The organism is Ralstonia sp. Ralssp135 (genome assembly GCF_047304345.1).
Classification (GTDB): Bacteria; Pseudomonadota; Gammaproteobacteria; order Burkholderiales; family Burkholderiaceae; genus Ralstonia; species Ralstonia chuxiongensis.
This window is the reverse complement of sequence record NZ_JBGLYZ010000049.1, coordinates 1-24570: the sequence shown is the minus strand read 5'-3', so window position 1 is coordinate 24570 and position 24570 is coordinate 1. Positions and strand designations below refer to the sequence as shown.

General features: G+C 61.8%; 22 protein-coding genes and 1 tRNA gene. 17 read left to right on the top strand and 6 right to left on the bottom strand.

Going from position 1 to position 24570, the window contains the following annotated elements:
* Positions 1–41 precede the first annotated feature (41 nt).
* The gene (locus tag ACCD03_RS23105) at positions 42–1370 is read left to right on the top strand and encodes an MFS transporter (protein ID WP_413412990.1); all 1329 of its coding nucleotides are present in this window, start codon (positions 42–44) and stop codon (positions 1368–1370) included.
* Between the two features lie 38 nt (positions 1371–1408).
* Positions 1409–2395, top strand: a complete 987-nt coding sequence (locus ACCD03_RS23100) for a M14 family metallopeptidase (RefSeq protein WP_325653390.1) — start codon at positions 1409–1411, stop codon at positions 2393–2395.
* Here the strand turns inward: ACCD03_RS23100 and ACCD03_RS23095 are convergent.
* Complete coding sequence (locus ACCD03_RS23095) at positions 2392–3060, bottom strand: TetR/AcrR family transcriptional regulator (protein WP_325653388.1); 669 nt, start codon at positions 3058–3060, stop codon at positions 2392–2394. The two genes, ACCD03_RS23100 and ACCD03_RS23095, sit on opposite strands and share 4 nt — an antisense overlap.
* A 108-nt stretch (positions 3061–3168) precedes the next feature.
* Here ACCD03_RS23095 and ACCD03_RS23090 point away from each other — a divergent pair, with 108 nt between their 5' ends.
* Together ACCD03_RS23090 and ACCD03_RS23085 are read left to right on the top strand one after the other, a co-directional pair.
* On the top strand, positions 3169–4719 hold the full coding sequence (locus tag ACCD03_RS23090) for an NAD(P)/FAD-dependent oxidoreductase (protein ID WP_325653386.1): 1551 nt from the start codon (positions 3169–3171) through the stop codon (positions 4717–4719).
* Between the two features lie 23 nt (positions 4720–4742).
* Positions 4743–5699 carry an alpha/beta fold hydrolase gene (locus ACCD03_RS23085; protein WP_325653384.1) on the top strand — a complete coding sequence of 319 codons (957 nt, stop codon included), beginning with the start codon at positions 4743–4745 and terminating at the stop codon, positions 5697–5699.
* 82 nt (positions 5700–5781) lie between these two features.
* Here the strand turns inward: ACCD03_RS23085 and ACCD03_RS23080 are convergent.
* Positions 5782–5858: transfer RNA gene (locus tag ACCD03_RS23080), tRNA-Met, on the bottom strand.
* Positions 5859–5906: 48 nt separating this feature from the next.
* Positions 5907–7610: an MFS transporter gene (locus ACCD03_RS23075; protein ID WP_253536378.1), complete on the bottom strand. Its 1704-nt coding sequence runs from the start codon at positions 7608–7610 to the stop codon at positions 5907–5909.
* Positions 7611–8112: 502 nt separating this feature from the next.
* Between ACCD03_RS23075 and ACCD03_RS23070 the strand changes: the two genes are divergently transcribed.
* From ACCD03_RS23070 to ACCD03_RS23055, 4 genes are all read left to right on the top strand, one after another.
* Positions 8113–8421 (top strand): DUF485 domain-containing protein, encoded by a 309-nt coding sequence (locus ACCD03_RS23070; protein WP_045203695.1) that lies wholly within the window; start codon positions 8113–8115, stop codon positions 8419–8421.
* Positions 8418–10148: a cation acetate symporter gene (locus ACCD03_RS23065; RefSeq protein WP_413412988.1), complete on the top strand. Its 1731-nt coding sequence runs from the start codon at positions 8418–8420 to the stop codon at positions 10146–10148. Before ACCD03_RS23070 ends, ACCD03_RS23065 begins: the two co-directional genes overlap by 4 nt.
* A gap of 65 nt (positions 10149–10213) precedes the next feature.
* Positions 10214–12040 (top strand): DUF294 nucleotidyltransferase-like domain-containing protein, encoded by a 1827-nt coding sequence (locus ACCD03_RS23060; protein ID WP_413412987.1) that lies wholly within the window; start codon positions 10214–10216, stop codon positions 12038–12040.
* 16 nt (positions 12041–12056) lie between these two features.
* On the top strand, positions 12057–12707 hold the full coding sequence (locus tag ACCD03_RS23055; RefSeq protein ID WP_413412986.1) for a 3'-5' exonuclease: 651 nt from the start codon (positions 12057–12059) through the stop codon (positions 12705–12707).
* A 10-nt stretch (positions 12708–12717) separates the two neighbouring features.
* Here ACCD03_RS23055 and ACCD03_RS23050 read toward each other — a convergent pair whose 3' ends face one another.
* The 3 genes from ACCD03_RS23050 to ACCD03_RS23040 are packed head-to-tail and all read right to left on the bottom strand — an operon-like array spanning position 12718 to position 15300.
* Positions 12718–13032 (bottom strand): sodium/substrate symporter small subunit, encoded by a 315-nt coding sequence (locus tag ACCD03_RS23050; RefSeq protein ID WP_316679304.1) that lies wholly within the window; start codon positions 13030–13032, stop codon positions 12718–12720.
* Complete coding sequence (locus ACCD03_RS23045) at positions 13029–14597, bottom strand: sensor histidine kinase N-terminal domain-containing protein (RefSeq protein WP_413412985.1); 1569 nt, start codon at positions 14595–14597, stop codon at positions 13029–13031. Before ACCD03_RS23045 ends, ACCD03_RS23050 begins: the two co-directional genes overlap by 4 nt.
* The gene (locus ACCD03_RS23040) at positions 14590–15300 is read right to left on the bottom strand and encodes a response regulator transcription factor (protein WP_024976564.1); all 711 of its coding nucleotides are present in this window, start codon (positions 15298–15300) and stop codon (positions 14590–14592) included. The genes ACCD03_RS23045 and ACCD03_RS23040 overlap by 8 nt, the downstream gene beginning before the upstream one ends.
* Positions 15301–15565: 265 nt before the next feature.
* Here ACCD03_RS23040 and recA point away from each other — a divergent pair, with 265 nt between their 5' ends.
* The 9 genes from recA to ACCD03_RS22995 all read left to right on the top strand — a co-directional run bounded on the left by recA (position 15566) and on the right by ACCD03_RS22995 (position 24466).
* Positions 15566–16624 (top strand): recombinase RecA, encoded by a 1059-nt coding sequence (recA, locus tag ACCD03_RS23035; protein WP_325653370.1) that lies wholly within the window; start codon positions 15566–15568, stop codon positions 16622–16624.
* 96 nt (positions 16625–16720) lie between these two features.
* Entirely contained in the window at positions 16721–17200 is a 480-nt protein-coding gene (recX, locus tag ACCD03_RS23030) for a recombination regulator RecX (protein ID WP_325653368.1), read from the top strand.
* A gap of 286 nt (positions 17201–17486) precedes the next feature.
* The gene (locus ACCD03_RS23025; RefSeq protein ID WP_325653366.1) at positions 17487–18113 is read left to right on the top strand and encodes a DUF2889 domain-containing protein; all 627 of its coding nucleotides are present in this window, start codon (positions 17487–17489) and stop codon (positions 18111–18113) included.
* A gap of 66 nt (positions 18114–18179) precedes the next feature.
* Positions 18180–19346, top strand: coding sequence for an ADP-forming succinate--CoA ligase subunit beta (gene sucC, locus ACCD03_RS23020; RefSeq protein WP_316674330.1), 1167 nt, complete (start codon positions 18180–18182; stop codon positions 19344–19346).
* An 88-nt stretch (positions 19347–19434) separates the two neighbouring features.
* Positions 19435–20316: a succinate--CoA ligase subunit alpha gene (gene sucD / locus ACCD03_RS23015; protein ID WP_039600709.1), complete on the top strand. Its 882-nt coding sequence runs from the start codon at positions 19435–19437 to the stop codon at positions 20314–20316.
* A gap of 161 nt (positions 20317–20477) precedes the next feature.
* Positions 20478–21176: a TerC family protein gene (locus ACCD03_RS23010; RefSeq protein WP_413412984.1), complete on the top strand. Its 699-nt coding sequence runs from the start codon at positions 20478–20480 to the stop codon at positions 21174–21176.
* 184 nt (positions 21177–21360) lie between these two features.
* On the top strand, positions 21361–21882 hold the full coding sequence (locus ACCD03_RS23005; RefSeq protein WP_413412983.1) for a pilin: 522 nt from the start codon (positions 21361–21363) through the stop codon (positions 21880–21882).
* 263 nt (positions 21883–22145) lie between these two features.
* Positions 22146–22655, top strand: coding sequence for a pilin (locus ACCD03_RS23000; RefSeq protein WP_325653360.1), 510 nt, complete (start codon positions 22146–22148; stop codon positions 22653–22655).
* A 71-nt stretch (positions 22656–22726) separates the two neighbouring features.
* Entirely contained in the window at positions 22727–24466 is a 1740-nt protein-coding gene (locus ACCD03_RS22995) for a PglL family O-oligosaccharyltransferase (protein WP_325653358.1), read from the top strand.
* Positions 24467–24570: the final 104 nt, after the last annotated feature.

Genomic DNA, 24570 nt, shown 5'->3' with positions numbered 1-24570 from the left:
AGCAAAACAGGCGGATCGGCACAGACCACGGGGAGACAACCATGCCAGCCCACACCCTCAATGCGAGCGGCGCGTCCGCACGCGCCACCAACACCCATCGACATCCCTCGCCCTGGCGTGCCGTACTGGCGGCCAGCGTCGGCAACGCGCTCGAATACTACGATCTGCTGATCTACGGCTATTTCGCCATCACCATTGGCAAGCTGTTCTTCCCGACGGGCGACGCGTGGAGTTCGCTGATGCTCTCCGTCGGCACGTTTGGCGTGTCGTTCATCATGCGGCCGCTGGGCTCGATGGTGCTCGGCAGCTATGCAGACCGCGTCGGCCGCAAGGCTGCGCTGACGTGGTCGATCCTGCTGATGATGCTCGGCACCGCGATGATCGCGTTTGCACCGACGTATGCGTCGATCGGGGTGTGGTCGCCGGCCATCGTGATCGTGGCGCGACTGCTGCAGGGCTTCTCTGCCGGCGGAGAATTCGGTTCGGCCACGGCGTTCATGATCGAGCACGCCAACGGCAAGCGCATGGGCTACAACGCGAGTTGGCAGGCCGCCACGCAGGGTCTTGCCACATTGCTGGCCGCGGGCTTGAGCGCATGGCTGACCTACGCGCTGACCACCGCGCAGGTGGAGTCATGGGGCTGGCGCGTGGCGTTCCTGTTTGGCTTGCTGATCGGCCCCATTGGTGTCTACATTCGTCGCCACACGCCTGAGACGCCCGAGTTCGTTGCCATGCAAGCCGAGGCGCAGGACGCGCCGCAAACGCATTCGCCGCTGCGCGATACGCTCACGCAGGGTTTGCCCGGACTGCTGCTGGGGGCGGGCGTGGTCGTGGCCGTCACCGCATTCAACTACGTGCAGAAGGTCTACATGCCGACCTATGCCATCAATCAACTCCACATCGCGACCAGTGCGTCCCTGGTCTGCACGATGATCACCGGCGCAATGCTGATGGTGATGGCGCCCGCGTTCGGCTTGCTGGCAGATCGCTTCGGCAGCATCCGTGTGGTGTCGATTGCGATGGTGGTGATTGCGCTGTCGACGTATCCGATGTTTGCTACGCTGGTCGCGCAGCCGACGTTCTGGACGCTGCTGATCATGCAGGCGATTGTGGGCGTGCTGTTGGCCGCCATCTTGGCGCCGTTGCCGGCGCTCTTGGCTGACATCTTCCCGACGCGCACGCGCGGCACGGGCCTGGCGCTGAGCTACAACTTGTCGGTAACGATCTTCGGCGGGTTCTCGCCGCTGATCGTCACCTGGCTGATTGGTGTCACGCACATCAAGACGTCGCCGAGCTTCTATGTGTTTGCGACCACGCTGATCAGCCTGGCCTCGCTATGGATGCTGCGCGGACGTGCGCGTGCGCAATGAAGCTGAACAGAACTTCTCGTAACACCGAAGGATTTCGCATGATGACCCTGGAGGCGCTGCGCGCCACGCTGCCGGTGTACCCAATTGAGCTGCAGAAGCCCGATATCCGCCGCTGGAAAACGGGCACGCACGGCATTGACTACGTGCACACGTTCGACAGCGACATGCCTGGGCCGCACGTCATGATCAACGCGCTCACGCATGGCAATGAGCTGTGCGGCGCGATTGCGGTGGATGCGCTGCTAGGTGCCGGCGTGCGCCCGGCACGGGGCCGGCTCACGCTGTCATTCGCCAATGTGGAGGCGTACGAGCGCTTCGATATCAACGATCCGGATGCCACGCGCTTTATCGACGAAGACCTGAACCGCGTGTGGTCTGCCGACAAGCTCGACGGCTCCGGCAACACGCTGGAACTGCGGCGCGCGCGCGAGCTGCGCCCGGTGATCGACACGGTCGACTACCTGCTCGATATTCACTCGATGCACGAAAAAGCCGAACCGCTGATGTTGACGGGGCCACATGCAAAAGGCGTCGCGTTGGGCCGCCAGGTTGGCGCGCCTTCGCATCTGATGATCGATGCCGGCCATGCCGCCGGCCGCCGTCTGCGCGATTACGGCGGCTTTGGCGATGCCGCCAGCCCGAAGAACGCGCTGCTCATCGAATGCGGTCAGCATTTCGAGCGCGCGAGCCGCGATGTGGCACTGGATGCGTGCGCGCGTTTCCTGGTGGCGCTCGGCACCGTCGATGCATCGGCGGTATCGGAATGGCTGGGGATTGCGCCCGCACTGGATGTGCGATGCATTCGTGTGACCGATCCGGTGGTCGCCAAATCTACGGCGTTCCGTTTTGCGGACGACTATCGCGGTATGGAAACCATCGAGCGCGCAGGCACCGTCATCGCCACCGATGGAGACCTGCAGATCGTCACGCCGTACGACAACTGCGTGCTGCTGCAGCCATCGTTGCGGCATCTGGCGCCCGGCGTGACCGTGGTTCGGCTGGGCAGGCCGGAAGGCGCTCTCTAAACGCTCAGCATGGTGCGCAACGTGCCGAGCACGACCTGGCGGCAGTTGCGCACCATCTTCTCTTCGGGGTCTCGATAGCCGGTCAGAAGCCACGCCGCACCGACGTTGGTTAGGGCGCCCACCAGCGCCAGGCCGATGATGCGTTGGTCGGCGCGCAGCTCGGCGTCGTCGTCATTGTGGGCGCCGGGCAGTTGGGCATTCGCCATGATCTGCTTACCGAACTCCAGCAGGTTGCGCTGGTAGGTTGCGTCCGTTTCCGGGCTCACGCCCATCACTTCCAGCAGCAGCACACGCGCTGCGCACGGCTCTCGCAGGAACGCGAAAAACGCGTGGAGACCGGCATCGACACGTGCCTCCAGCGTGTTGCCGACGGCGGCGGTGGCCTCCGACACCTGCGCGCGCAAATCTTCGGCGTGTTGCAGATAGGTCGCGCGCAGCAGGGCTTCGGTGCTGTCGAACGCGGCGTAAAAGTACCGGTCATTGAGCTTCGCTTCCTGGCAAATCGCGCGCACGGTGGCCTTCCGAAAGCCCACCGTGCCGAAGACGCGCGTGCCGGCACGGATCAACGCATCCCGGCGTTCTGCGGCACGTGCTTCCGGCGCCACCCCGCCATACGGGCGGCCTTTCTTGGCGGGCGCGTCGGCTGTTTCAAATGTTTTCTCCATTTCGCTATTTGACGTCAGGACGTCCAAAAATTAAAGTGGTGACGAATCACACCACATTTAGTGCGAAATTTGCCACGCCTGCCCCCAAGGCTGCAAACAGGAGACCGCATGGATACGACGACGGAGCGAAGCGCCAGCCCGGGCGCGCCCCGCAATCGGGCAACCGCACCGGATACAGACCTCGACGTGCTCATCGTCGGCGCGGGGCTCTCGGGCATTGGCGCGGCGTATCACCTGCGCGAGCGTTGCCCGTTGGCGCGCTTCGCCATCCTGGAAGGGCGCGAAACCATCGGCGGCACGTGGGACCTGTTCCGCTATCCCGGCATCCGTTCCGACTCTGACATGTTCACGCTCGGCTACAGCTTCCGGCCGTGGCATAGCAGCAAAGCCATTTCCGACGGCCAGACGATTCTCGATTACATCCGCGAGACCGCACGTGTGTTCGGCATCGACAAGTCGATCCGCTTTCGTCACAAGGTGACGGGTGCAAGCTGGGATTCCGCCGCTGCACGCTGGACCGTCCAAGCACTGCGCAGCGATGGCGCTCGCGAGGAACCGGTGCAGTTCACTTGCAAGTTCCTCTACATGTGCAGCGGCTACTACGACTACGAAGAAGGCCACGCGCCGACGTGGCCCGACATGGATCAGTTCCGGGGGCGCATCGTCCATCCGCAGCATTGGCCGAACGATCTCTCATACGCTGGCAAGCGCGTGGTGGTGATCGGCAGTGGAGCTACGGCCGTCACGCTTGTGCCAGCGATGGCAGGCACCGCGCAGCACGTGACGATGCTGCAGCGCTCGCCTACATATATCGTCTCGCGGCCGGAGCAGGATGCCGTGGCCAACACGTTGCGTCGCTGGTTGCCGTCGGGCCTTGCTCACCGGCTGGTGCGCACCAAGAACGTGCTGCTGACGATGTACTTCTACAGCCTTGCGCGCCGCAAGCCCAAGGCATTCAAAGACTTCATCATCCGGATGGCCGGCAAGCAGATCGGCCCCGGCTTCGACGTGCGCAAACACCTCACTCCGCGCTACAACCCATGGGACCAGCGCTTGTGCCTCGTGCCTGACGGCGATCTGTTCAAGACGATCCGCGCGGGCAAGGCGTCGATTGCGACCGACGAGATCTCGCGCTTCACGCCGACCGGTCTGCAGCTCAAGAGCGGCGAGCATCTTGATGCCGACGTGATCGTCACGGCCACGGGGCTCAAGTTGAAGGTGCTGGGTGGCGCGGCCATCAGCGTCGATGGGCGCGCTGTGAATCTGGCAGAGACGGTGTCGTACAAAGGCATGATGTACAGCGGTGTGCCGAACCTCGCGTCGTCGTTCGGCTATACGAATGCGTCGTGGACGCTCAAGGCCGAGTTGATCGCGCAGTACGTTTGCAGGCTGCTCAACCACATGCAGTCCAACGGTTTTGATACCTGCGTGCCGCGTCTCGATGACGGAGCCATGAGCCGCGAGCCCGCCGTCGACCTGACGTCCGGCTACATCCAGCGTGCTGCTGCCATCCTGCCCAAGCAGGGCGACAAGCAACCGTGGAAGTCGTATCAGAACTACGCACGCGATCTGATGATGCTCAAGTTCGGCACGTTGGCCGACAGTGCCATGCAGTTCGAACGCCGCGCGCAGCCGATCGGCGCCGCACAGCCCGCTTAACCGCCTCCCGCATCGGGGAAACAATGACCAGCACCATTTTTGGCGTCATCGCATTTGCACTCCTGGCGCCTGTTGCGTTTACGTTCTTCATCGCACGCCGCGTCACAAAAGGGTTTCCGCCTGAAGGCAAGTTCATTGATGTCGGGGCAGACCGCGTGCATTACACCGATCGCGGCCAAGGCCCCGCCATCGTGTTCGTGCATGGCTTGTGCGGCAACCTGCGCAACTTCGCGTATCTGGATATGGATCGGCTTGCGCGCTCGCACCGCGTGGTCGTCATCGACCGGCCGGGAGCAGGGCGGTCCGTGCGCGGGGCGGATTCGCCCGCCAACATCTACGCGCAGGCGCGCATGGTCGCGCTGTGCATCGAGAAGCTTGGGCTCGACAAGCCCGTGCTGGTGGGGCATTCGCTTGGTGGGGCGATTTCACTGGCGGTGGGGCTGAACCATCCGCAGGTCGTTCGCCGGCTCGCATTGATCGCGCCGCTCACGCATGCAGAGAGCGCGCCGCCCGGTGCCTTCAGGGGCTTGGTGTTGCCGTCGCCGCTGGCGCGCAGGCTGGTGTCGTGGACGCTCGCGATTCCCCTGTCGATCATCAATTCTCGCAAGGCCATCGCGGCGGTGTTCGCGCCTGAGACCATGCCGAAGGATTTCCCGTTCAAGGGTGGCGGCTTGCTGGGGCTGCGTCCGCATGTGTTTTATGCGGCATCGGCGGATCTTGTCTCCGCGCCGGAAGATCTGCCCGACATGGAACGCCGCTATGCCTCGATGACGGTGCCTGTCGACATGCTGTACGGCCGCGGTGACCGCATTCTCAACGTCAAACGCCAGGGCGAAGCACTCAAGCAGAAACTCGACCGCGTGAACCTGCGCATCATCGACGGCGGCCACATGCTGCCCGTGACGCAGCCGGCGTTGACGACGGATTGGGTGTTGGCGGTTGCCGCTGCGGCGCCTGCGCAAGTCGAGGCGCTTGCCTAACCTGGGCCCCTGTGCGGGGCTAGGGATGCGCGGAAGCAGCAGAAAAGCAAAAAGCCCTGCCGAAGCAGGGCTTTTTGGTATTTGGTGGCGAATCAGGGACTCGAACCCCGGACCTGCGGATTATGATTCCGTCGCTCTAACCGACTGAGCTAATTCGCCGAAGAAGCGGGATTCTACCGTCTTCGGCGAATATGTCAACCCCCTATCTCAATCATTGCGATAGATATCTACGTCCTTGGTTTCGCGCACGAACAGCACACCGATCACGAAGGTGATGGCCGCGATCCAGATTGGGTACCACAAACCGTGATAGATATTGCCGTTCTGGGCCACCAGGGCGAACGAGATGGTCGGCAGCAGGCCCCCGAACCAGCCGTTGCCGATGTGATACGGCAGCGACATCGACGAGTACCGGATGCGTGTCGGGAACATTTCGACCAGCATCGCCGCAATCGGGCCGTAGACCATGGTCACGTAGATCACCAGGATCACGAGGATGACGAGCACCATGATGGTGTTCATCTGGGCAGGATCAGCCTTGGCCGGGTAGTTGGCCGCCTTGAGCGACTCACTCACCTGCTTCTTGAAGTCGGCGATCTTGGCCTTGCTGTCGGCGTCGAAGTTCTGGCCGTCTGCCGTGCGGGTGGCGTTGAGCGAGGTGATCTGCTTACCCGCAATCGACACCGAGGCGACCGTGCCGGCCGGGCCGTCAACCGTCTCGTAGCTGGCCGACGATTGTGCCAGCGTGCGCTTGGCGATGTCGCACGACGAGCGGAAGTCCACCTCGCGGGCGATCGGGCTGCCCTGGAACGAGCACTCCTTCGGGTCGACCGTGATGGTGATCTGCGCGGTCTGCTGGGCGCGCTCCAGCGCCGGGTTGGCGTAGTGCGTGAGCGCCTTGAACAGCGGGAAGTACGTCAGCACCGCCAGCAGGCAGCCGGCCATGATGATCTTCTTGCGACCGATGCGGTCAGACAGCGACCCGAAGAACACGAAGAACGGCGTGCCGATGGCAAGCGCGACGGCAATCAGCACGTTGGCCGTGAAGGCGTCGACCTTCAGCACCTGCGTGAGGAAGAACAGCGCGTAGAACTGGCCCGTGTACCACACCACAGCCTGGCCGGCGGTCAGGCCGAGCAGCGCCAGAATCACGATCTTCAGGTTGCGCCATTGGCCGAAAGCTTCCGTCAGCGGGGCCTTGGAGGTCTTGCCCTCGGCCTTCATCTTCTGGAACGCGGGCGACTCGCTCATCGACAGACGGATGTACACCGACGTTGCCAGCAGCAGGATCGAAACCAGGAACGGAATACGCCAGCCCCAGTCGTCGAACGCCTTGCCGGTCAGTTCGCGCACAGCCAGGATGACGATCAGCGAGAGGAACAAGCCCAGCGTGGCCGTCGTCTGGATCCACGACGTGTAGGCACCGCGGCGGCCGTGCGGGGCATGCTCGGCGACATACGTGGCGGCGCCACCGTACTCACCACCCAGCGCCAGACCCTGCAGCATGCGCAGCGCGATCAGAATGACCGGTGCGGCCACGCCAATCGTGCCGTACGACGGAAGCAGACCGACGACGAATGTCGACGTACCCATGATGACGATGGTCACCAGGAACGTGTACTTGCGTCCGATCATGTCGCCCAAGCGGCCGAACACCAGCGCGCCGAACGGGCGCACCAGGAAGCCGGCGGCAAACGCCAGCAGCGCAAAGATGAAGCCCGCCGTGGGGTCCAGGCCCGAGAAGAACTGCTTGGCGATGATGGCCGCCAACGAGCCGTAGAGATAAAAGTCGTACCACTCGAACACCGTCCCCAGCGACGAAGCGAAGATGACCTTCTTCTCCTCCTTTGTCATGGGCGCGGGCTGCACACGCCCAGCGGGCGCGTTCGGTGCACTTTGCACGGTTGCCATGTTGTCTCCTGTTTTTTTCGTAGGTCGTCCCGCTGGGCATGGACATGACAACGCAAACGCTCTTCGCCCGCGGAAGTGTCAACGATTGTGGGAGCCGAAACTTACGGCGTTCTGACAGGCATGTGCTTTTCAATGCACGCGATCGGCGGCCTAGATTTCAAGAAAATCAAGCACTTGGGCTCGTCCCGGTCCTGCGGGGCGGTGCGTGCGCTGCATCATCCAACAGCCGCCTTGTGCCGGCAGTGCCAACCGGTATGTGCACCTCCTGCGAATGTGCATACGCACAAGATGCACGCGTTTTGCCACCGTTGTTTGCGGCGACGTGAGCTGGCCCTCGACCCATTTGCCGCTGGAGGTCGCGCACTGTTTCTTACGTTGTTTTGCGGCGCTAGGGAAAACCACTATCGCAGTAAACCGCCACGGACGGCGTGAGTAAGAGTTCAGTCAGTTTCGCTATCCAGAATCGCCGCACACATTCCAAAAGCAAACCAGGAGACAGGCGATGCAGGATGGATTGGTAGGAAAAATTGAGGCGCATCCGAAATATGCGCAGCTCAAACAGCGGCGCAACAAGCTCGGAATCGTTCTGACAGTGCTGATGCTTGCTGTGTACTACGGTTACATCGCGCTGATCGCGTTCGATAAGGCGTTTCTCGCCAAGCCGGTGGGTACAGGCGTGACGAGCGTGGGCGTGCCCGTCGGTATGGCGGTCATCATCTTCACGGTCGTCATTACCGGCATCTACGTGCGCCGGGCCAACAGCGAATACGACCAACTGACGCAGGACATCCTGAAGGACGTCGCCAAATGAAAAAGATGCTTTCGATCCTGCTGGTGGCGCTACTGGCCGCTGGCGCCTGCGGAGCAGCTCTGGCTGCCGGCGGCGATGTCGGGCAGACCGCCAAGCAGGAAACCAACACCACGGCCATCGTGCTGTTCGCCGTGTTCGTGGCCGGCACGCTGTGGATTACGAAGTGGGCTGCCAAGCGTACGCGCTCCGCGGCAGACTTCTATACGGCGGGCGGCGGTATCACCGGTTTCCAGAATGGCCTGGCCATCTCGGGCGACTACATGTCGGCAGCGTCCTTCCTGGGCATTTCCGCGGCCGTGATGACCTCCGGCTACGACGGCCTGATCTATTCGATCGGTTTTCTGGTCGGCTGGCCGATCATCACGTTCCTGATGGCCGAGCGGCTGCGCAACCTCGGCAAATTCACCTTTGCAGACGTGGCGGGCTACCGGTTTGAGCAAGGCCCCATCCGCAGCTTTGCCGCAGTTGGCACGCTGGTGGTGGTGGCGTTCTACCTGATCGCTCAGATGGTCGGTGCAGGCCAGCTCGTCAAGCTGCTGTTCGGGCTTGATTACTGGATCGCGGTGGTCATCGTCGGCGCGTTGATGATGGTCTATGTGCTCTTCGGCGGTATGACCGCAACCACCTGGGTGCAGATCATCAAGGCGTGCATGCTGCTGGCTGGCGTGACCTTCATGGCGATCATGGTGATGGCGCAGTACGGCTTCAGCTTTGAAGCGCTGTTCGCCAAGGCCGTGCAGGTCAAGACCGCCATTGCAGCCAATGCTGGCAAATCGCCCGATGAGGCTGCCAAGATCGGTCTGTCTGTGATGGCGCCGGGCGGCTTCATCAAGGATCCGATCTCGGCTATCTCGTTCGGTATGGCGCTGATGTTTGGCACCGCTGGTCTGCCGCACATTCTGATGCGTTTCTTCACGGTGCCCGATGCCAAGGAGGCACGCAAATCGGTCTTCTGGGCAACTACCTGGATCGGCTACTTCTACATCCTGATCTTCATCATCGGCTTTGGTGCGATCACGCTGGTGTTGACGAACCCAGAGCTGTCCGACGTGGCCAAGGGCATCATCAAGGGCGGCGCGGGCACGGCCAACATGGCAGCCGTGCTGGTGGCCAAGACGGTGGGCGGCGATGTGTTCTACGGCTTCATCTCGGCCGTGGCCTTTGCCACGATTCTGGCGGTGGTGGCGGGGCTCACGCTGTCTGGTGCCTCGGCGGTGTCGCATGACCTCTACGCCACGGTCTTCAAGAACGGCAAGGCCAACAGCGCAGATGAACTCAAGGTGTCGCGCATCACCACGCTGGTGCTCGGCGTGATTGCCGTGTTGCTCGGCATCGCTTTCGAGAAGCAGAACATCGCGTTCATGGTGTCGCTGGCGTTTGCGGTGGCGGCGTCTGCCAACTTCCCGGTGTTGTTCCTCTCGATGCTGTGGAAGGGCTGCACCACGCGCGGCGCGGTCATTGGCGGGTTCCTGGGGCTGATCTCGTCGGTGGGTCTGACGATCGTTTCGCCGTCGGTGTGGGAAGCCACGCTTGGCTATCCGAAGGGCTCGGCTTGGTTCCCGTACACGTCGCCCGCACTGTTCTCGATGACGATCGGCTTCGTGGGCGTGTGGCTGTTCTCGGTGCTGGACAGCAGCGTTCGCGCCAAGAACGAGAAGGCGTCGTTTGCCGCGCAGCAGGTTCGTTCGGAAACGGGCCTCGGTGCGGCTGGCGCATCGAGCCACTGATCGGCTATTCGCCACGCTGATGGGAGGCGGGTGACGCGATTGCATCGCCCGCCTTCAAGGCAACCATGCCCAGCGCTTTCAACTTCGCCGTCTGGCCGTTCGATTGCCTCAATCAGGACGAGCAGCGCCTGGTGCGCGATGCCGTCGACATCGGCTATTACCCGGAAGGGCAGACCATCCTCGATACGGGTGCTGCACCGCTGCACCTGTTCCTGATCATCAAAGGTCACGTCGCTCAGTACGACGGCGACGAACTGATTGCCACCTATGGCCCCGACGATTGCTTTGACGGTCGGGCGCTGGTAGCCGGCAAGGCAAGTAGCCGCTTCGTCGCGGCTGAAGAAGTCGTCGTCTATCAGGTGGCACGTCAGGCGGTGCGAGACCTCATTGCCGCCAACGCCACTTTCGGTGCGCTGCTTTTTTCCGACCTCGGCAGCAAGCTCAGCGCTATCGCACAGCGGCAGAGCATGGAGACGATGCAGTCGCTGGCCGTCTCTCGCGTGAGCGATGCCTTCATCCGGCCCGCCCATTTTGTGGATGCCGACACGGACGTGGTCTCCGTGGTCAAGCTGTTCCAAGCCCATAACACCTCGAACGTGCTCGTGCGTGATGGCACCAGCAGCCCGCCGCGCGTGGGCATCTTCACACGCAGTTCCTTGCAGCGCGCCGTCCTGCAAGGCACACCGCTGGATCGTCTGGCGGTGGGGCAGATGAGTCAGTTCCCCCTCATCACCGTGCCAGCCTCCGCGCAGATCGGCGACGCCCTCACGCTGATGCTGCGCCATCGTGTGCACCGACTGGTCGTCACGCACGGAGATGAGATTCTCGGTCTGCTCGAATCACTGGATGTGTTCAGCTTCCTGGCCAACCACTCGTATCTGCTGACAGTGCAGATCAACCTGGCCCAGGACTTGGACGCGCTCGCGCAGGTGGCCGCGCAGATCACGCGGATGGTCGCGCTGCTCACGCGTGGCGGCTCGCGCGTTGACCACGTCGCCAGCCTCGTGCGCGAAATCAACGCGCGGCTGTTTGAGCGGGCCTGGCAGATGATCGCGCCCCCGGAACTGGTGGCAAACAGTTGCCTGTTCGTCATGGGCAGCGAGGGGCGTGGAGAGCAACTGCTCAAGACCGATCAGGACAACGCGCTGGTGCTGCGCGATGGTTACGTGCCTCCGGCTGATCTGCAGCGCATCGTCACACGCTTCTCCGATGCGCTAGCCGCGTTCGGCTACCCGCCTTGCCCAGGCGGCATCATGCTCAGCCGGCCCGAGTGGTGCATGAATGCGAGCGACTTCGCGCGGCGCATTCGCGAATGGCTGATCTTGCCAAGCCCCGAGGGCTTGATGCATCTGGCAATCTTCTTCGATGCCCATGCGGTGTGCGGCGATGCCGCCTTGCTCAAACAACTGCGGCGGACGTTGCTGGAGCTGACCATCGACAATGACGCCGTACTTGGCCGCTTTGCCGCTGCCGTTGAAGCCTTCAGTGCCGCGCCGGGTTGGCGCGATCGCCTGCTCGGGTTTGGCGATTCCGATCCCGTGCTCGACGTGAAGAAGGAGGGCATCTTCCCGATTGTCCATGGAGTGCGCAGCTTGGCGCTGGCCCACCGCGTACTCGACGAGACCGGCACTGTGCCGCGCCTGGATGCACTGGTGCGCGCCGAGGCTCTCGACGCGCACATGGCTGCCGAGTTGAGTGAGAGCCTGCACTTTCTGATGACGTTGCGGCTCAAGGCCGGGCTGGCGGAAATCGATGCGCATCAACCGGTGTCGTGTGACGTGCATCTGTCACGCCTGTCGTCACTGGAGCGCGATCTGCTCAAGGATGCGCTGAGCACCGTCAAACGGTTCAAGGCACTGCTGCGGCAACGCTGGCGGACCGAGTGGATGTGAACATGAGCGAGCAGTCATGAACGGACGGCTCTCCGACTGGCTGCAGGCATTGCTAAGGCGGCGCCAGTTGCACAAGTTGCGCGATCCGGCGTTTCGCTTCCTGTTCGAGGCCCCGCCACCAGATGAGTGGGTCGCGCTCGATTGCGAGACCACCGGCTTGAACGTGCGCACCGACGAGATCATCTCCATCGGTGCCGTCCGTATCGCTGGCAATCGCATTCTGACCAGCGAGCGCCTGGAGTTGCTGATCCGGCCACGGGGCGAGATGCACGCAGACAGCATCCGCGTGCATCGTTTGCGCAACCGCGACCTGGACAGCGGCGTACCAATCGAGCAAGCCGTTCACGCACTGCTGCACTTCATCGGCAGCCGGCCATTGGTGGGTTACTACCTTGAGTTCGATGTGGCGATGCTCAATCGGGTGGTGGCGCCCATGCTGGGCATCGGCTTGCCGCAGACCAAGATTGAAGTCTCCGCCTTGTATTACGACTATCAGTTCCGGCAGCTACCGCCGTATCGGCAACAGGGCGACCCCGATCTGGACCTGCGCTTCGCCACTGTCATGGAGGGATTGGACTTGCCGACCTGGGACGCGCACGACGCGCTGAACGACGCGGTGATGGCAGCGTTGGCGTTTGTAAAGCTGCGCCACCTGGGTGCGGCGTAACGTGCTGGTGTCAGATGGATGGCGGAGGGGACGATTCCGACGAGGCTTCGCGCTGCGCCGTTTCGTCGTCTTGCGCGGCCGCATCGGCTGCGCGGTTGGTGCGCCACGCATAGAGCACGGTAATCAGCACATACACGATAGGCGCACCCTGCGCGCCGACCCAGTAGGCGAACGTCCAGTCCGAGTTGAAAAAGTGCGTCGACAGGTCACGCGCAAAGAACGCGACCACGAACGTCACCACAAACCACACCGCGAGCAGCACCGCGATCCAGCGCATGTTGGTAATCCACCGGCGGCGTGCCGGGGTTCCAGGCGTGATGCTCATGCGTTGATTTCTTCGCCCCGGGGGCAGAGGTGCAACGTGATGCGAAAGCGCGCCCCCGCCAGCCGCGGCGATGCCTGATACACGTTGTCGAGTACCTCGATGTCGCCGCCGTGCTGCTGCACGATCTCGCGCACGATGGCCAGGCCCAGCCCGCTGCCCTCGGCTTGCGTGCCGAGAATGCGGTAGAAGCGCTGCATCACGCGTTCGCGCTCGGCCACGGGGATGCCGGAGCCGGTGTCATCCACGTCGATGAAGACGAACGGCTCGAACGGCGCGGTGGTCACGCGCACGGTGACATGTCCACCGTCGGGCGTGTAGCGGATCGCGTTGTCGAGCAGGTTATTGAGCATCTCGGCGAGCATCGTCGCGTTGCCCGAAATCATGACGGGCGGCCCAGGCTCCTCAAAGCCGAGGTCGATCTGCTTGGCCCAAGCCTTGGGCAGCCACTCGGCCACTACTTGGCGTGACAGCGCGCAGATATCCAGCGGCACCAGACCGTCGGTCGCGCCCATGTTTTCCATGCGCGCCAGCGAGAGCAACTGCTTGACGAGGTGCGCGGTGCGATCCGAACTGTCGGCGATATGCGCGAGCGTGCGACGCAGTTCATCGGGCGATTGTTCGCGCTGGGCCAGTTCCGCCTGCATGCGCAGCCCGGCCAGTGGCGTCTTCATCTGATGCGCGGCATCCGCAATGAAGCGCTTCTGCGTGTGCACCGATTGCTCCAGCCGCCCGAGCAAGTCGTTGAACGACGCCACCAGCGGCGTCAGCTCCTGGGGCGCGGCGCCTTCGTCGATGGGGCTGGTGTCGCCCGGGTTACGCGCGCGGATGCGCTCCTGAATCGCATTGAGCGGCGCCAGCCCACGCGTCAGCCCAAACCACACCAGGATCACCGCCAACGGCAGGATCACGAACTGCGGCAGGATCACGCCCTTGATGATTTCGTTGGCGAGTTGCGCGCGCTTGTCGAGCGTCTCCGCCACTTGCACCAGCGCGGGTTTGTCACCGGAGCCCGGTCGCTGCACGAACGTATAGGCAACGCGAATCTCTGCGCCGTGAATGTGGTCGTCGCGCAGTTGCACAAGGCCACCGGCGTTGGCGTCTTCTTCGGGCGGCAATGGGAGGTCGCGGTCGCCGGAGACAAACTCGCCGTTGGTGCCAAGCACCTGGTAGTAAATGTTGTCGGTTTCATCCGCCCGCAAAATTTCGCGCGCCGAGATCGGCAGTTGCAGCGTCACGCGCCCATTCACCTCACGCAGCTGCTGGCTGAGCACGATCGCGCTCGATTCCAACGCGCGGTCGTATGGTGCATTCGCAATCGACTTGGCCACCAGGTACGTCACCGCAATGCTCATCGGCCACAGCAAGAGCAGCGGCGCGAGCATCCAGTCGAGAATTTCGCCGAAGAGAGATCGGGCGACGGGCCGCGTGGCGTCGTCTTCGAGGTGGGGGAGCGTGTCGGAGAGGTCGCCGCCGTCATCGCTGCCGTCGGCTCCGGATGCCGTGTCGGCCCGCTCACGCAGCGACGCGCGATGCCGACGCCACGGCCAGGCCAGCCGATCACCCATGGGCGGCGGTCGCGGTGGTCGTTGGGGTGGCCATGCGTTCCAGGCAATAGCCCAGCCCGCGCACGGTGGCGATGCGGATGCCTTCCACCTCGATCTTTTTGCGCAGCCGGTGGATGTAGACCTCGATGGCGTTGTTGCTGACTTCTTCGCCCCAGCCGCACAGGTGGTCGACCAGTTGCTCCTTCGACACCAGGCGGCCGACGCGCGCCAGCAGAATCTCCAGCAGCCCGATCTCACGCGCTGACAGTTCCACCACCTGATCATGGATATAGGCAATGCGCCCGACCTGGTCGAACGCCAGCGGCCCATGGCGAACGAGCGTAGCGCCACCGCCCGTGCCGCGGCGCACCAGCGCACGCACGCGAGCTTCCAGTTCGGACAGCGCGAAGGGCTTGGCCATGTAATCGTCGGCGCCAAGGTCCAGTCCCTTGACGCGTTCTTCCACACTGTCGGCGGCGGTCAGGATCAGCACCGGCAGCATCGCCCCGCGCGAGCGCAGGCGCTTGAGGACCTCCAGCCCGGACATACGCGGCAGGCCCACGTCGAGAATCAGCAGGTCATAGGTTTGGGCCGTTTGCGCGGACAGCGCCGCGTCGGCAGTTGCCCCATCGGAGGCTTGGTCGACGGCATAACCCGCTTGGCGTAGCGAGCGTGTGAGCCCGTCAGCCAGCGTGGCGTCGTCTTCGGCAATCAGGATGCGCATGCGTGTCTCCCCGCGATGCCGGGCAAGATGTCTTGCCCATCCCGCCCGCTACATTGTTTTCGCGCGACATGTGTTCTGGAGACTTGTCAAAACCACTGGTTTTTTATACAGTACTCCGAATTCGCGGTGCTGTAGTCTTGGCGGCGCTAAAGTCATGGAATGGGTCGTGTCGGGGCAATCACGCTGCGGCCCGTTATTGCAGGCAACCGCTGGAATCGCAAGCCCTTGCGGCCCATTTATACACCAATTTGCACGAAGGACGACCATGGAAGACGGTAAGAAGGCAGCCGCAATGAGCGCAGAAAAGCAGAAGGCGCTGGCTGCCGCGCTCGCGCAGATCGAAAAGCAGTTCGGCAAGGGCTCCATCATGAAGATGGGCGACGCCGAGGTCGAGCCGGTCCAAGTCGTGTCGACAGGTTCGTTGGGGTTGGACGTGGCGCTGGGCGTTGGTGGCTTGCCGCGCGGCCGCGTAGTGGAAATCTACGGTCCGGAATCGTCGGGTAAAACTACCCTGACACTGCAGGTGGTTGCCGAGATGCAGAAGCTGGGCGGCACTTGCGCCTTCATCGATGCGGAACATGCTCTTGACGTCACTTATGCCGACAAGATTGGCGTGAGCGTGCCGGACCTGCTGATCTCCCAGCCGGACACGGGCGAACAGGCCCTGGAAATTGCCGACGCGCTGGTGCGCTCGGGCTCGGTTGACCTGATCGTCATCGATTCGGTGGCTGCCCTGGTGCCAAAGGCTGAAATTGAAGGCGAAATGGGCGACGCGTTGCCCGGCCTGCAGGCCCGTCTGATGAGCCAGGCACTCCGCAAGCTGACCGGCACCATCAAGAAGACCAATTGCATGGTCATCTTCATCAACCAGATCCGCATGAAGATCGGCGTGATGTTCGGCTCGCCGGAAACCACCACGGGTGGTAACGCACTCAAGTTCTACGCGTCGGTGCGTCTGGACATCCGCCGCATCGGCTCGATCAAGAAGGGCGACGAGGTGGTCGGCAACGAGACCAAGGTCAAGGTCGTCAAGAACAAGGTGGCGCCACCGTTCCGCGAAGCCATCTTCGACATCCTTTACGGTCAGGGCGTGTCGCGTGAAGGCGAAATCATCGACCTCGGCGTGGAAGCCAAGATCGTTGAGAAGTCCGGCGCCTGGTACAGCTACGGCGGCGAGCGCATCGGCCAAGGCCGTGACAACTGCCGTGAATACCTGCGCGAAAACCCGGACCTCGCCCGCGACATCGAGAACAAGGTCCGCGAAGCACTGGGCGTGACGCCGATGGGCGCTGTCGCAGTGGCCGAGGCAGTCGGAGAAGAGTAATTGGGTTGGCCGTCGGCGCAGATCGACGGCTCTATCGAGCTTCATACGCCTGCCGTCCCCCAACGGTGGGCGTTTTCTTTTTGAGCCTGAATCCGTATGCCGTTGCCGCGCCCACCGTTATCGCTGAAGGCACGCGCGCTGGGCTATTTGTCTCGGCGCGAGCACAGCCGCGTCGAATTGCGCCGTAAGCTGGTTCCGCACGCCGAGTCCGCCGAGGAGGTCGACGCGCTGCTGGATTGGCTAGAAGGCGAAAACTGGCTCTCCAACACGCGCTTTGCCGAAAGCATGGTGCACCGCCGAGCGGGCCGCTACGGTACGGCGCGCCTGATGCAGGAGCTGAAAACGCATCAGCTTGGCGCGGAGACGCTGGGTGAGGTCAAGGCCCAACTGCAAAGCACGGAAGCGGCCCGGGCGAAAGCCCTGTGGGAAAAGCGCTTCGGCCGCCCACCGGCCGACTTGGCCGAACGGGCCAAGCAGGTGCGGTACATGATGGCGCGTGGATTCTCCAGGGCCGTGGTTTCGCGCATCATCGCGGGCGCCGATGAACTGCTCGACGATGGGGACGGGTCGGACTGAATACTGCTGATCTTGCAACAATTCGTCCGGACAATTTCTTTGTGTACGTATCGCGTGAGTTGCACCTCTCGCGGTTGTTGCAACCACTTTCACACTGCATTGCAGCACGCGACCTGCCTGGTCGTGGCGACGTGTTAAAATCCAGGTCTTTGATATCGCCCGCAATTCCGGTCGCTGGGCGGTAGTGTTCGTGTGTGGCGGCTGATGCGCTGCTACATGCGTCCTGCAGGCGATGCGCGAGATCCGCGTGCGCCGCCTCCATCGGTCCTATCGGTCTGTCTGGTCCATGCCTCTGTCTGCCCCCGTCCCGCGCGTCATGCGCCACCGCCGTGCCATCACGGTGGAGGCCTATTTGCGGGAAGACGGCCTGTGGGACATCGAAGCGCGCCTGACCGACACCAAACCACGTGACATTCCCCTGGCCAGCGGCGGCGTACGCCCCGAGGGCCAGCCGCTGCATGACCTGTGGCTGCGCGTGACAATCGATACCCGCATGAACGTCGTGGATGCCGAAGCGTGTTCCGACTGGGTGCCGTATCCCACACATTGCGACACGATTGGCCCTGCCTACCGACAGCTCATCGGCCTGAACCTGATGAAGGGATTTCGAAAGGCCTCGCGTGAGAGACTCGGCGGCGTGGCGGGTTGTACGCACCTGACCGAGCTGTGTGGTGTGCTGCCGACCGCCGCCATCCAGGCCTTCGCGGGCGACGTCTTCCCGGTGCGAGATAACTCTAACGACCTCCGGCCTGTCGAGCCCGGCGAAAAGCCGCCTTATCAACTCCACGGCTGCCATGCCCTGCATCTTGAGGGCGAGGTGGTCCGCAAGCATTACCCGCGCTGGTTTGCATACCAGCCCGAAGCCAAGATCCAACCGCCACCCACCGAACTGTCGCCTGAGCCCTCGTCCTGAAGGGCACCGCGCTGTTCGCGTTTTCAATACTCATCACACTCACTCTGCCTAGCAAAGGAAACACGCATGAATATCCATGAGTACCAAGGCAAGGAAATCCTGCGCAAATACAATGTGCCGGTTCCGCGCGGCATTCCGGCCTTCTCGGTCGAAGAGGCTATCAAGGCCGCAGAAACCCTGGGCGGCCCGGTGTGGGTCGTGAAGGCACAGATTCATGCGGGTGGCCGTGGCAAGGGCGGCGGCGTGAAGGTTGCCAAGAGCATGGAGCAGGTCAAGGAATACGCCAGCAGCATCCTGGGCATGACGCTGGTGACGCACCAGACCGGTCCGGAAGGCAAGCTGGTCAAGCGCCTGCTGATCGAAGAAGGCGCGGACATCAAGAAGGAACTGTACGTGTCGCTGGTGGTGGACCGTGTGTCGCAGCAGGTCGCGCTGATGGCCTCGAGCGAAGGCGGCATGGACATCGAAGAAGTCGCCGAATCGCACCCCGAAAAGATCCACACGCTGCTGATCGATCCGCAAACCGGCCTGCAAGACGCCCAGGCTGACGACATCGCCCGCAAGATCGGCGTGCCCGACGCGAGCGTGCCGCAAGCCCGCCAAGCCCTGCAGGGCCTGTACAAGGCATTCTGGGAAACCGACGCTTCGCAAGCTGAAATCAACCCGCTGATCCTGACCGGCGACGGCAAGGTCATCGCACTGGACGCCAAGTTCAACTTCGATTCGAACGCGCTGTTCCGTCACCCGGAAATCGTCGCCTACCGCGATCTGGATGAAGAAGATCCGGCCGAAATCGAAGCCTCGAAGTTCGACCTGGCCTACATCTCGCTCGACGGCAACATCGGCTGCCTGGTGAACGGCGCCGGTCTGGCCATGGCCACGATGGACACCATCAAGCTGTTCGGCGGTGAGCCGGCCAACTTCCTCGACGTGGGCGGCGGTGCCACCACCGAGAAGGTGACCGAAGCCTTCAAGCTGATGCTGAAGAACCCGGACGTGAAGGCCATTCTGGTCAACATCTTCGGCGGCATCATGCGTTGCGACGTGATCGCCGAAGGCGTGATCGCGGCAGCAAAGGCTGTGTCGCTGTCGGTGCCGCTGGTCGTGCGCATGAAGGGCACCAACGAAGACCTCGGCAAGAAGATGCTGGCCGACTCGGGTCTGCCCATCATCGCCGCAGACACGATGGCAGAGGCCGCCGAGAAGGTCGTGGCCGCAGCGGCCGGCAAGTAAGCCGCCCGCTGACCCAACCATACGCGAACGCGAGTTGCGCCCGCTGCTGAGTACGTCGGCGCGGCTCGCTGCATAAAAGGATTACAGCATGTCGATTCTGATCAACAAAGACACCAAGGTCATCACCCAGGGGATTACCGGTAAAACCGGCCAGTTCCACACCCGCGGCTGCCGCGACTACGCCAACGGCAAGAACGCCTTCGTGGCAGGCGTGAACCCGAAGAAGGCCGGCGAAGACTTCGAAGGCATTCCCATCTACGCGAGCGTCAAGGACGCCAAGGCACAGACCGGCGCGACCGTGTCGGTGATCTACGTGCCGCCCGCTGGCGCCGCTGACGCCATCTGGGAAGCTGTCGAAGCCGAGCTGGACCTGGTGGTTTGCATCACCGAAGGCATCCCCGTGCGCGACATGATGATGGTCAAGGACAAGATGCGTAAGGCCGGCAGCAAGACGCTGCTGCTGGGTCCGAACTGCCCGGGCCTGATCACGCCGGACGAAATCAAGATCGGCATCATGCCGGGTCACATCCACCGCAAGGGCCGCATCGGCGTGGTGTCGCGCTCGGGCACGCTGACGTACGAAGCCGTGGGCCAGCTCACCGCGCTGGGCCTGGGTCAATCGTCGGCTGTCGGTATCGGCGGCGACCCGATCAACGGTCTGAAGCACATCGACGTGATGAAGATGTTCAACGACGATCCGGAAACGGACGCCGTGGTCATGATCGGTGAGATCGGCGGTCCGGACGAAGCCAACGCGGCTTACTGGATCAAGGACAACATGAAGAAGCCGGTGGTTGGCTTCATCGCTGGCGTGACCGCACCTCCGGGCAAGCGCATGGGCCACGCCGGCGCGCTGATCTCGGGTGGTGCCGACACCGCGCAAGCGAAGCTGGACATCATGGAAGAATGCGGCATCAAGACCACCAAGAACCCGTCGGAAATGGCACGTCTGCTCAAGGCGATGCTGTAATCGACAAGGTTTGAGTTTGTGCGAGAACGGGAGGCCTGGCCTCCCGTTTTTGTTTGGTCGCGACGCAGCATGCGATCCAGGCACGACATGTGTATAAGCAAACAAGATCCTGCAAACCGACTCACTGCACGCCAACCCCCAAGGACATCTTCGAGAACACTATGGCGCTCACCTCCAGCGCATTCTGGTTCGCACTCGGCTCCATCATCCTGACCAACATCGTGCTGTCGGGCGACAACGCGGTCGTCATCGCGCTGGCCGCGCGCAACCTGCCCAAACGCCAGCAGAAGCAAGCCATTTTCTGGGGCAGCGCCGGCGCCATTGCGCTGCGCGTGGTGTTGACCGTGCTGGCCGTCAAACTGCTTGCGCTGCCTTATCTAAAAACGATTGGCGCGCTGCTGCTGGTGTACATCGGCGTGAAGCTGCTGACGGAAGCTGAAAACGAGGCCTCCGGAGACCACCGCCAGCGAGTTGGCCTGTGGCCTGCTATCCAGACCATCCTCATCGCCGACTTTGTGATGTCGCTCGATAACGTCGTCGCCGTGGCCGCGGCGGCGGAGAAAGGGCCGCCAGGCACGACGTTTCTGTTGCTCGTCCTGGGGCTTGGTTTGTCGGTGCCGTTGATCGTGTTCGGCAGCACGCTGCTGGTGGGGGTCATGGCGCGCTTTCCGGTGATCATCACGCTGGGGGCGGCGCTGCTTGGCTATCTTGCCGGCGACATGCTCGTCACCGATCCTGTTGATGCCGCGTGGTTTGAGCGCGTGGTGCCGTATGCGGATGTGGTGGTGGGGTGTGTTGGGGCGTTGCTGGTCGTGTGTATGGGCTGGTGGCTCAGCCGGCGAACGTTGCGCCAAGCCTAGTCTGAACGGTTCCCCACGAAAGTAGGTGATGACGGGTTCTGTCCGGAATTCTGTCAAGAACGGTCAGATTTGTGCCCGAAATCCCACCAAAGTGCGCCAGTTTTTGCCCAGATATACGTTGTGTGCCTTGGCATGGTCTCTGCAGGGTGGCCTCCCAATAACAAATGCCTTTTGGGGAGAGGTCATGGTTTTCAAGCACAGCAAGGGAATAAAGCGTCGGGCGGGCGGCTTTACGCTGATCGAACTGATGATCGTGGTGGCGATTGTGGGGATTCTGGCGGCGTTGGCGATTCCGGCGTATCAGGACTATACGATTCGGGCGCGGGTGACGGAGGGGTTGGTCATCGCCGTTCAAGCGAAGGCGCTTGTCGTGGAGAACGCCGCCAACTCGCAGAGCGATTTGTCGTTGGGGTGGGCTTCGCTGCCAGCCAGTAAAAATGTTGTCGACATGCAGGTGAATGGCGGCAACGGCGAAATTACGATCCAGTTCTCGTCAGCAGTTGCTCAGTCAGGTTCAAATCAATTGGTCTTGACGCCATATTCGGGTAGCGTCCCTGCCGGATATGCCAATTTGGGCGCCAGTTCATCACCGCCTGCACTCGTCATGTGGGCTTGCTCAGCGAGCGGGAAACAGATGCCGCCGAACGTCAATCGTATTGCGGCAGCTACGCTAGCAGCTCGATATGCTCCGGCTGAGTGTCGATAGCAGCGACGCTGAACATCATTGGGGCGCCTTCGGGCGCTTTTTTCATTCTATCTGCCGGATTCTTGTCGCGAGATTGCAATGTGATGTAAATCTCTCCACTTTGACGCGCTACGTCATGGAGTGCCGAGAATTGTCACTTCGCGTCGAGGCAGTGGCCCGAATAGCGTCAGTTTTGGCATGCAAACTCATGAAATTGGGTTGGCACAGTCCCTGCTCTAATAATTCCGCACCATCCTTAACCAAATTTTTCCGGGGGAAAATTCATGAAGTCGATGCGTCGTCTGAATAAGCGTGTCCAGAAGGGTTTCACGCTGATCGAACTGATGATCGTGGTCGCGATCGTAGGTATTCTGGCTGCTATTGCTATTCCGGCTTACCAGGACTACACGATCCGTGCTCGCGTGACGGAAGGTCTGTCGCTGGCTGCTGCGGCTAAGGTGCTCGTGGCTGAAAACGCTGCCAACGCCCAGAGCGATTTTGGAGCAGGCTTTGCAACGGTCCCGCCCACGAAGAACGTCTCGGACTTGCAGGTTTCGAGCGGTTCCGCTGGTACTGGTGCGATTACGATTACCTATACCTCTGCAGTGGCGAACAATAGCCCTACCTTGACCCTCACGCCGTACTACACGAGCGGTGGCGCTGCGCAGGCGCTCGCTGTGGGCACGGTTCCGTCGGCACCGATTCAATGGTCTTGTGCCGCTGCGGGCAAGACCCCGCCTGTTGGTTCGGCAGGTACTTTGCCGGCTAAATGGGCTCCGGCCGAGTGCCGCTAAATTAAACTAGTTTGCCTAGTGGGAGCGCCTTCGGGCGCTCTTTTTATTTCAAGCGTCTCTCTTGGTCTTCGATGCGTCGATTCTCAGCTGCACTGTTGCCAGCCTACTTGGCCCTGGCGGCGTGCTGGGCAATTCCCTTTCTGATCGCCCCGCACACCTACCCCATTCCCACCTTTTATTCTGAATTTGCGGCCGCGATCTGTTGGATTGTCTTTGCGATTTCAGTGTTGGCGATCACGTGGAATCAGAGGGCAGGTGTACCTAGAGTTGCGCTAGCGCCTCTGGCACTAATCGTTGTATTGATTCTGCAGTTGGCGATTGCGCCTCCCCTGAACCCGTTTTTCTCATTTGGGGCCATCGTCGCGCTGTTGGCGGCCACTGCTATCACCGCGTTGGGGGCACGATGCCGTGAATTTCCCGGTGTGCTTACCGTCATTGCGGTGGCAGTCATCTCTGGTGGCTTATTGACGGTTACCGTCGAGTTGTTACACCTGTTCCGCGTACCGAATCTACCCAGCGCCTTTTTCTCGATGGCACCGCAGGGCATGGGCAGGCGCATGTGGGGAAATTTGAACCAACCCAATCACGTTGGAACGTATTTGGCGTTTGGGTTGGCAGCATGTTTCTTTCTGGCTCAGCAATATCGGAAGTGGTTTGCTCTCCTAGCTACCGTAGGGCTCGCATTGTTGCTAGGTATGGCATTGACGTTCTCACGAGTGACTTGGATTTACATGCTGGTGATCGGGCTGTCGGCTGGCCTCTCACTTGCGGCGGAAGCACGAGAGCGCGCGTGGACACGCCGGTTGCTGATGCTGATTGGGCCGTCGCTTCTGCTTGTGCTGGCGTACCATGTCTGTAACTTGGTGACTGCATACATTAACGAAATTTGGGCTCTTGAGCTGCCGGGTTCAATGGGCCAACGTCTAGAACAAGGTGTTGGTTTACGGTCGCTCCTCTGGAGCCACGCTTGGCACATATTCCTGGCACATCCGTGGTTGGGCGGTGGTTGGGGCGACTATGCCTGGAACCAGTATGTGCAAACTGATACGCTGGGCCGGGTCGAGATGTCGATGAATGCGCACAACATCGCCCTCGATCTGCTTGCGAAGGTTGGTTCGGCCGGCTTAATGGCTGTGTTTGTTCCACTTGCTTGGTGGGCGTTCGACCTATGCAAGCGACTGCGGCATGCGGACGCGTTGTTCTTGTCTGCTCTGGCAGCCGTCATGATGGTGCATTCGCTACTGGAGTATCCACTTCACTACGTCTTCTTTCTGTTCCCATTTGCTTTTGCATTGGGGTATTTAGATGACAAGAGGCTGCATATTCCTTCCGCAGGCATGACTTGGGTACTTTCTGGGGTGATTGCGGTGTGTGGCGCCACTCTAGTTGCTAGGTTGTGGGTTGACTACCGAATCGTGGAGCGGCTCTACTTCACGCAAGAGGGCATGAGCAAGGAGTTGGCTCGGTATCAAGACAGCGGTCAGGTGCTATTGGTGCCTTATGCAACTCTGGCCATGGCCATGAATGCCCCCATCCACTATGCAATGGCTCCCGTGATGGCAGCGATCGAGCGGCAGGCGGTGCAAATCTATCCTGGGCCCACGACGGTTCAACGCTATGCATTGGCGCTCGCGCTTCAAGGGAAAAACGAAGAAGCGGTTACGCAGATCAGGCGCCTCCACGATCAATACTGGACGAACTTCGCGGCAGAGACCTCTGTATTGAGAGAGGCTTGTCAGCGGAATACCAATGAATTGAAGCAGTTTTGCCTACGCCTGAAATCGGAGGGTTTGCTCACCGGCTCAAATTGAGTGGCGAAGCTGAAGTCGAAAAGTCCGTAGATCTAATAGCGCCTCCTAGAGGCGCTTTTCTCATGCAGCATAAGACGTACTACACCGCCACCCACTCCCCCGAC

Bases quoted from the DNA above. Each gene is read 5' to 3' on its own strand.
- ACCD03_RS23105 (WP_413412990.1), top strand. From the start codon at position 42: ATGCCAGCCCACACCCTCAATGCGAGCGGCGCGTCCGCACGCGCCACC.
- ACCD03_RS23100 (WP_325653390.1), top strand. From the start codon at position 1,409: ATGATGACCCTGGAGGCGCTGCGCGCCACGCTGCCGGTGTACCCAATT.
- ACCD03_RS23095 (WP_325653388.1), bottom strand. From the start codon at position 3,060: ATGGAGAAAACATTTGAAACAGCCGACGCGCCCGCCAAGAAAGGCCGC.
- ACCD03_RS23090 (WP_325653386.1), top strand. From the start codon at position 3,169: ATGGATACGACGACGGAGCGAAGCGCCAGCCCGGGCGCGCCCCGCAAT.
- ACCD03_RS23085 (WP_325653384.1), top strand. From the start codon at position 4,743: ATGACCAGCACCATTTTTGGCGTCATCGCATTTGCACTCCTGGCGCCT.
- ACCD03_RS23075 (WP_253536378.1), bottom strand. From the start codon at position 7,610: ATGGCAACCGTGCAAAGTGCACCGAACGCGCCCGCTGGGCGTGTGCAG.
- ACCD03_RS23070 (WP_045203695.1), top strand. From the start codon at position 8,113: ATGCAGGATGGATTGGTAGGAAAAATTGAGGCGCATCCGAAATATGCG.
- ACCD03_RS23065 (WP_413412988.1), top strand. From the start codon at position 8,418: ATGAAAAAGATGCTTTCGATCCTGCTGGTGGCGCTACTGGCCGCTGGC.
- ACCD03_RS23060 (WP_413412987.1), top strand. From the start codon at position 10,214: ATGCCCAGCGCTTTCAACTTCGCCGTCTGGCCGTTCGATTGCCTCAAT.
- ACCD03_RS23055 (WP_413412986.1), top strand. From the start codon at position 12,057: ATGAACGGACGGCTCTCCGACTGGCTGCAGGCATTGCTAAGGCGGCGC.
- ACCD03_RS23050 (WP_316679304.1), bottom strand. From the start codon at position 13,032: ATGAGCATCACGCCTGGAACCCCGGCACGCCGCCGGTGGATTACCAAC.
- ACCD03_RS23045 (WP_413412985.1), bottom strand. From the start codon at position 14,597: ATGGGTGATCGGCTGGCCTGGCCGTGGCGTCGGCATCGCGCGTCGCTG.
- ACCD03_RS23040 (WP_024976564.1), bottom strand. From the start codon at position 15,300: ATGCGCATCCTGATTGCCGAAGACGACGCCACGCTGGCTGACGGGCTC.
- recA (WP_325653370.1), top strand. From the start codon at position 15,566: ATGGAAGACGGTAAGAAGGCAGCCGCAATGAGCGCAGAAAAGCAGAAG.
- recX (WP_325653368.1), top strand. From the start codon at position 16,721: ATGCCGTTGCCGCGCCCACCGTTATCGCTGAAGGCACGCGCGCTGGGC.
- ACCD03_RS23025 (WP_325653366.1), top strand. From the start codon at position 17,487: ATGCCTCTGTCTGCCCCCGTCCCGCGCGTCATGCGCCACCGCCGTGCC.
- sucC (WP_316674330.1), top strand. From the start codon at position 18,180: ATGAATATCCATGAGTACCAAGGCAAGGAAATCCTGCGCAAATACAAT.
- sucD (WP_039600709.1), top strand. From the start codon at position 19,435: ATGTCGATTCTGATCAACAAAGACACCAAGGTCATCACCCAGGGGATT.
- ACCD03_RS23010 (WP_413412984.1), top strand. From the start codon at position 20,478: ATGGCGCTCACCTCCAGCGCATTCTGGTTCGCACTCGGCTCCATCATC.
- ACCD03_RS23005 (WP_413412983.1), top strand. From the start codon at position 21,361: ATGGTTTTCAAGCACAGCAAGGGAATAAAGCGTCGGGCGGGCGGCTTT.
- ACCD03_RS23000 (WP_325653360.1), top strand. From the start codon at position 22,146: ATGAAGTCGATGCGTCGTCTGAATAAGCGTGTCCAGAAGGGTTTCACG.
- ACCD03_RS22995 (WP_325653358.1), top strand. From the start codon at position 22,727: ATGCGTCGATTCTCAGCTGCACTGTTGCCAGCCTACTTGGCCCTGGCG.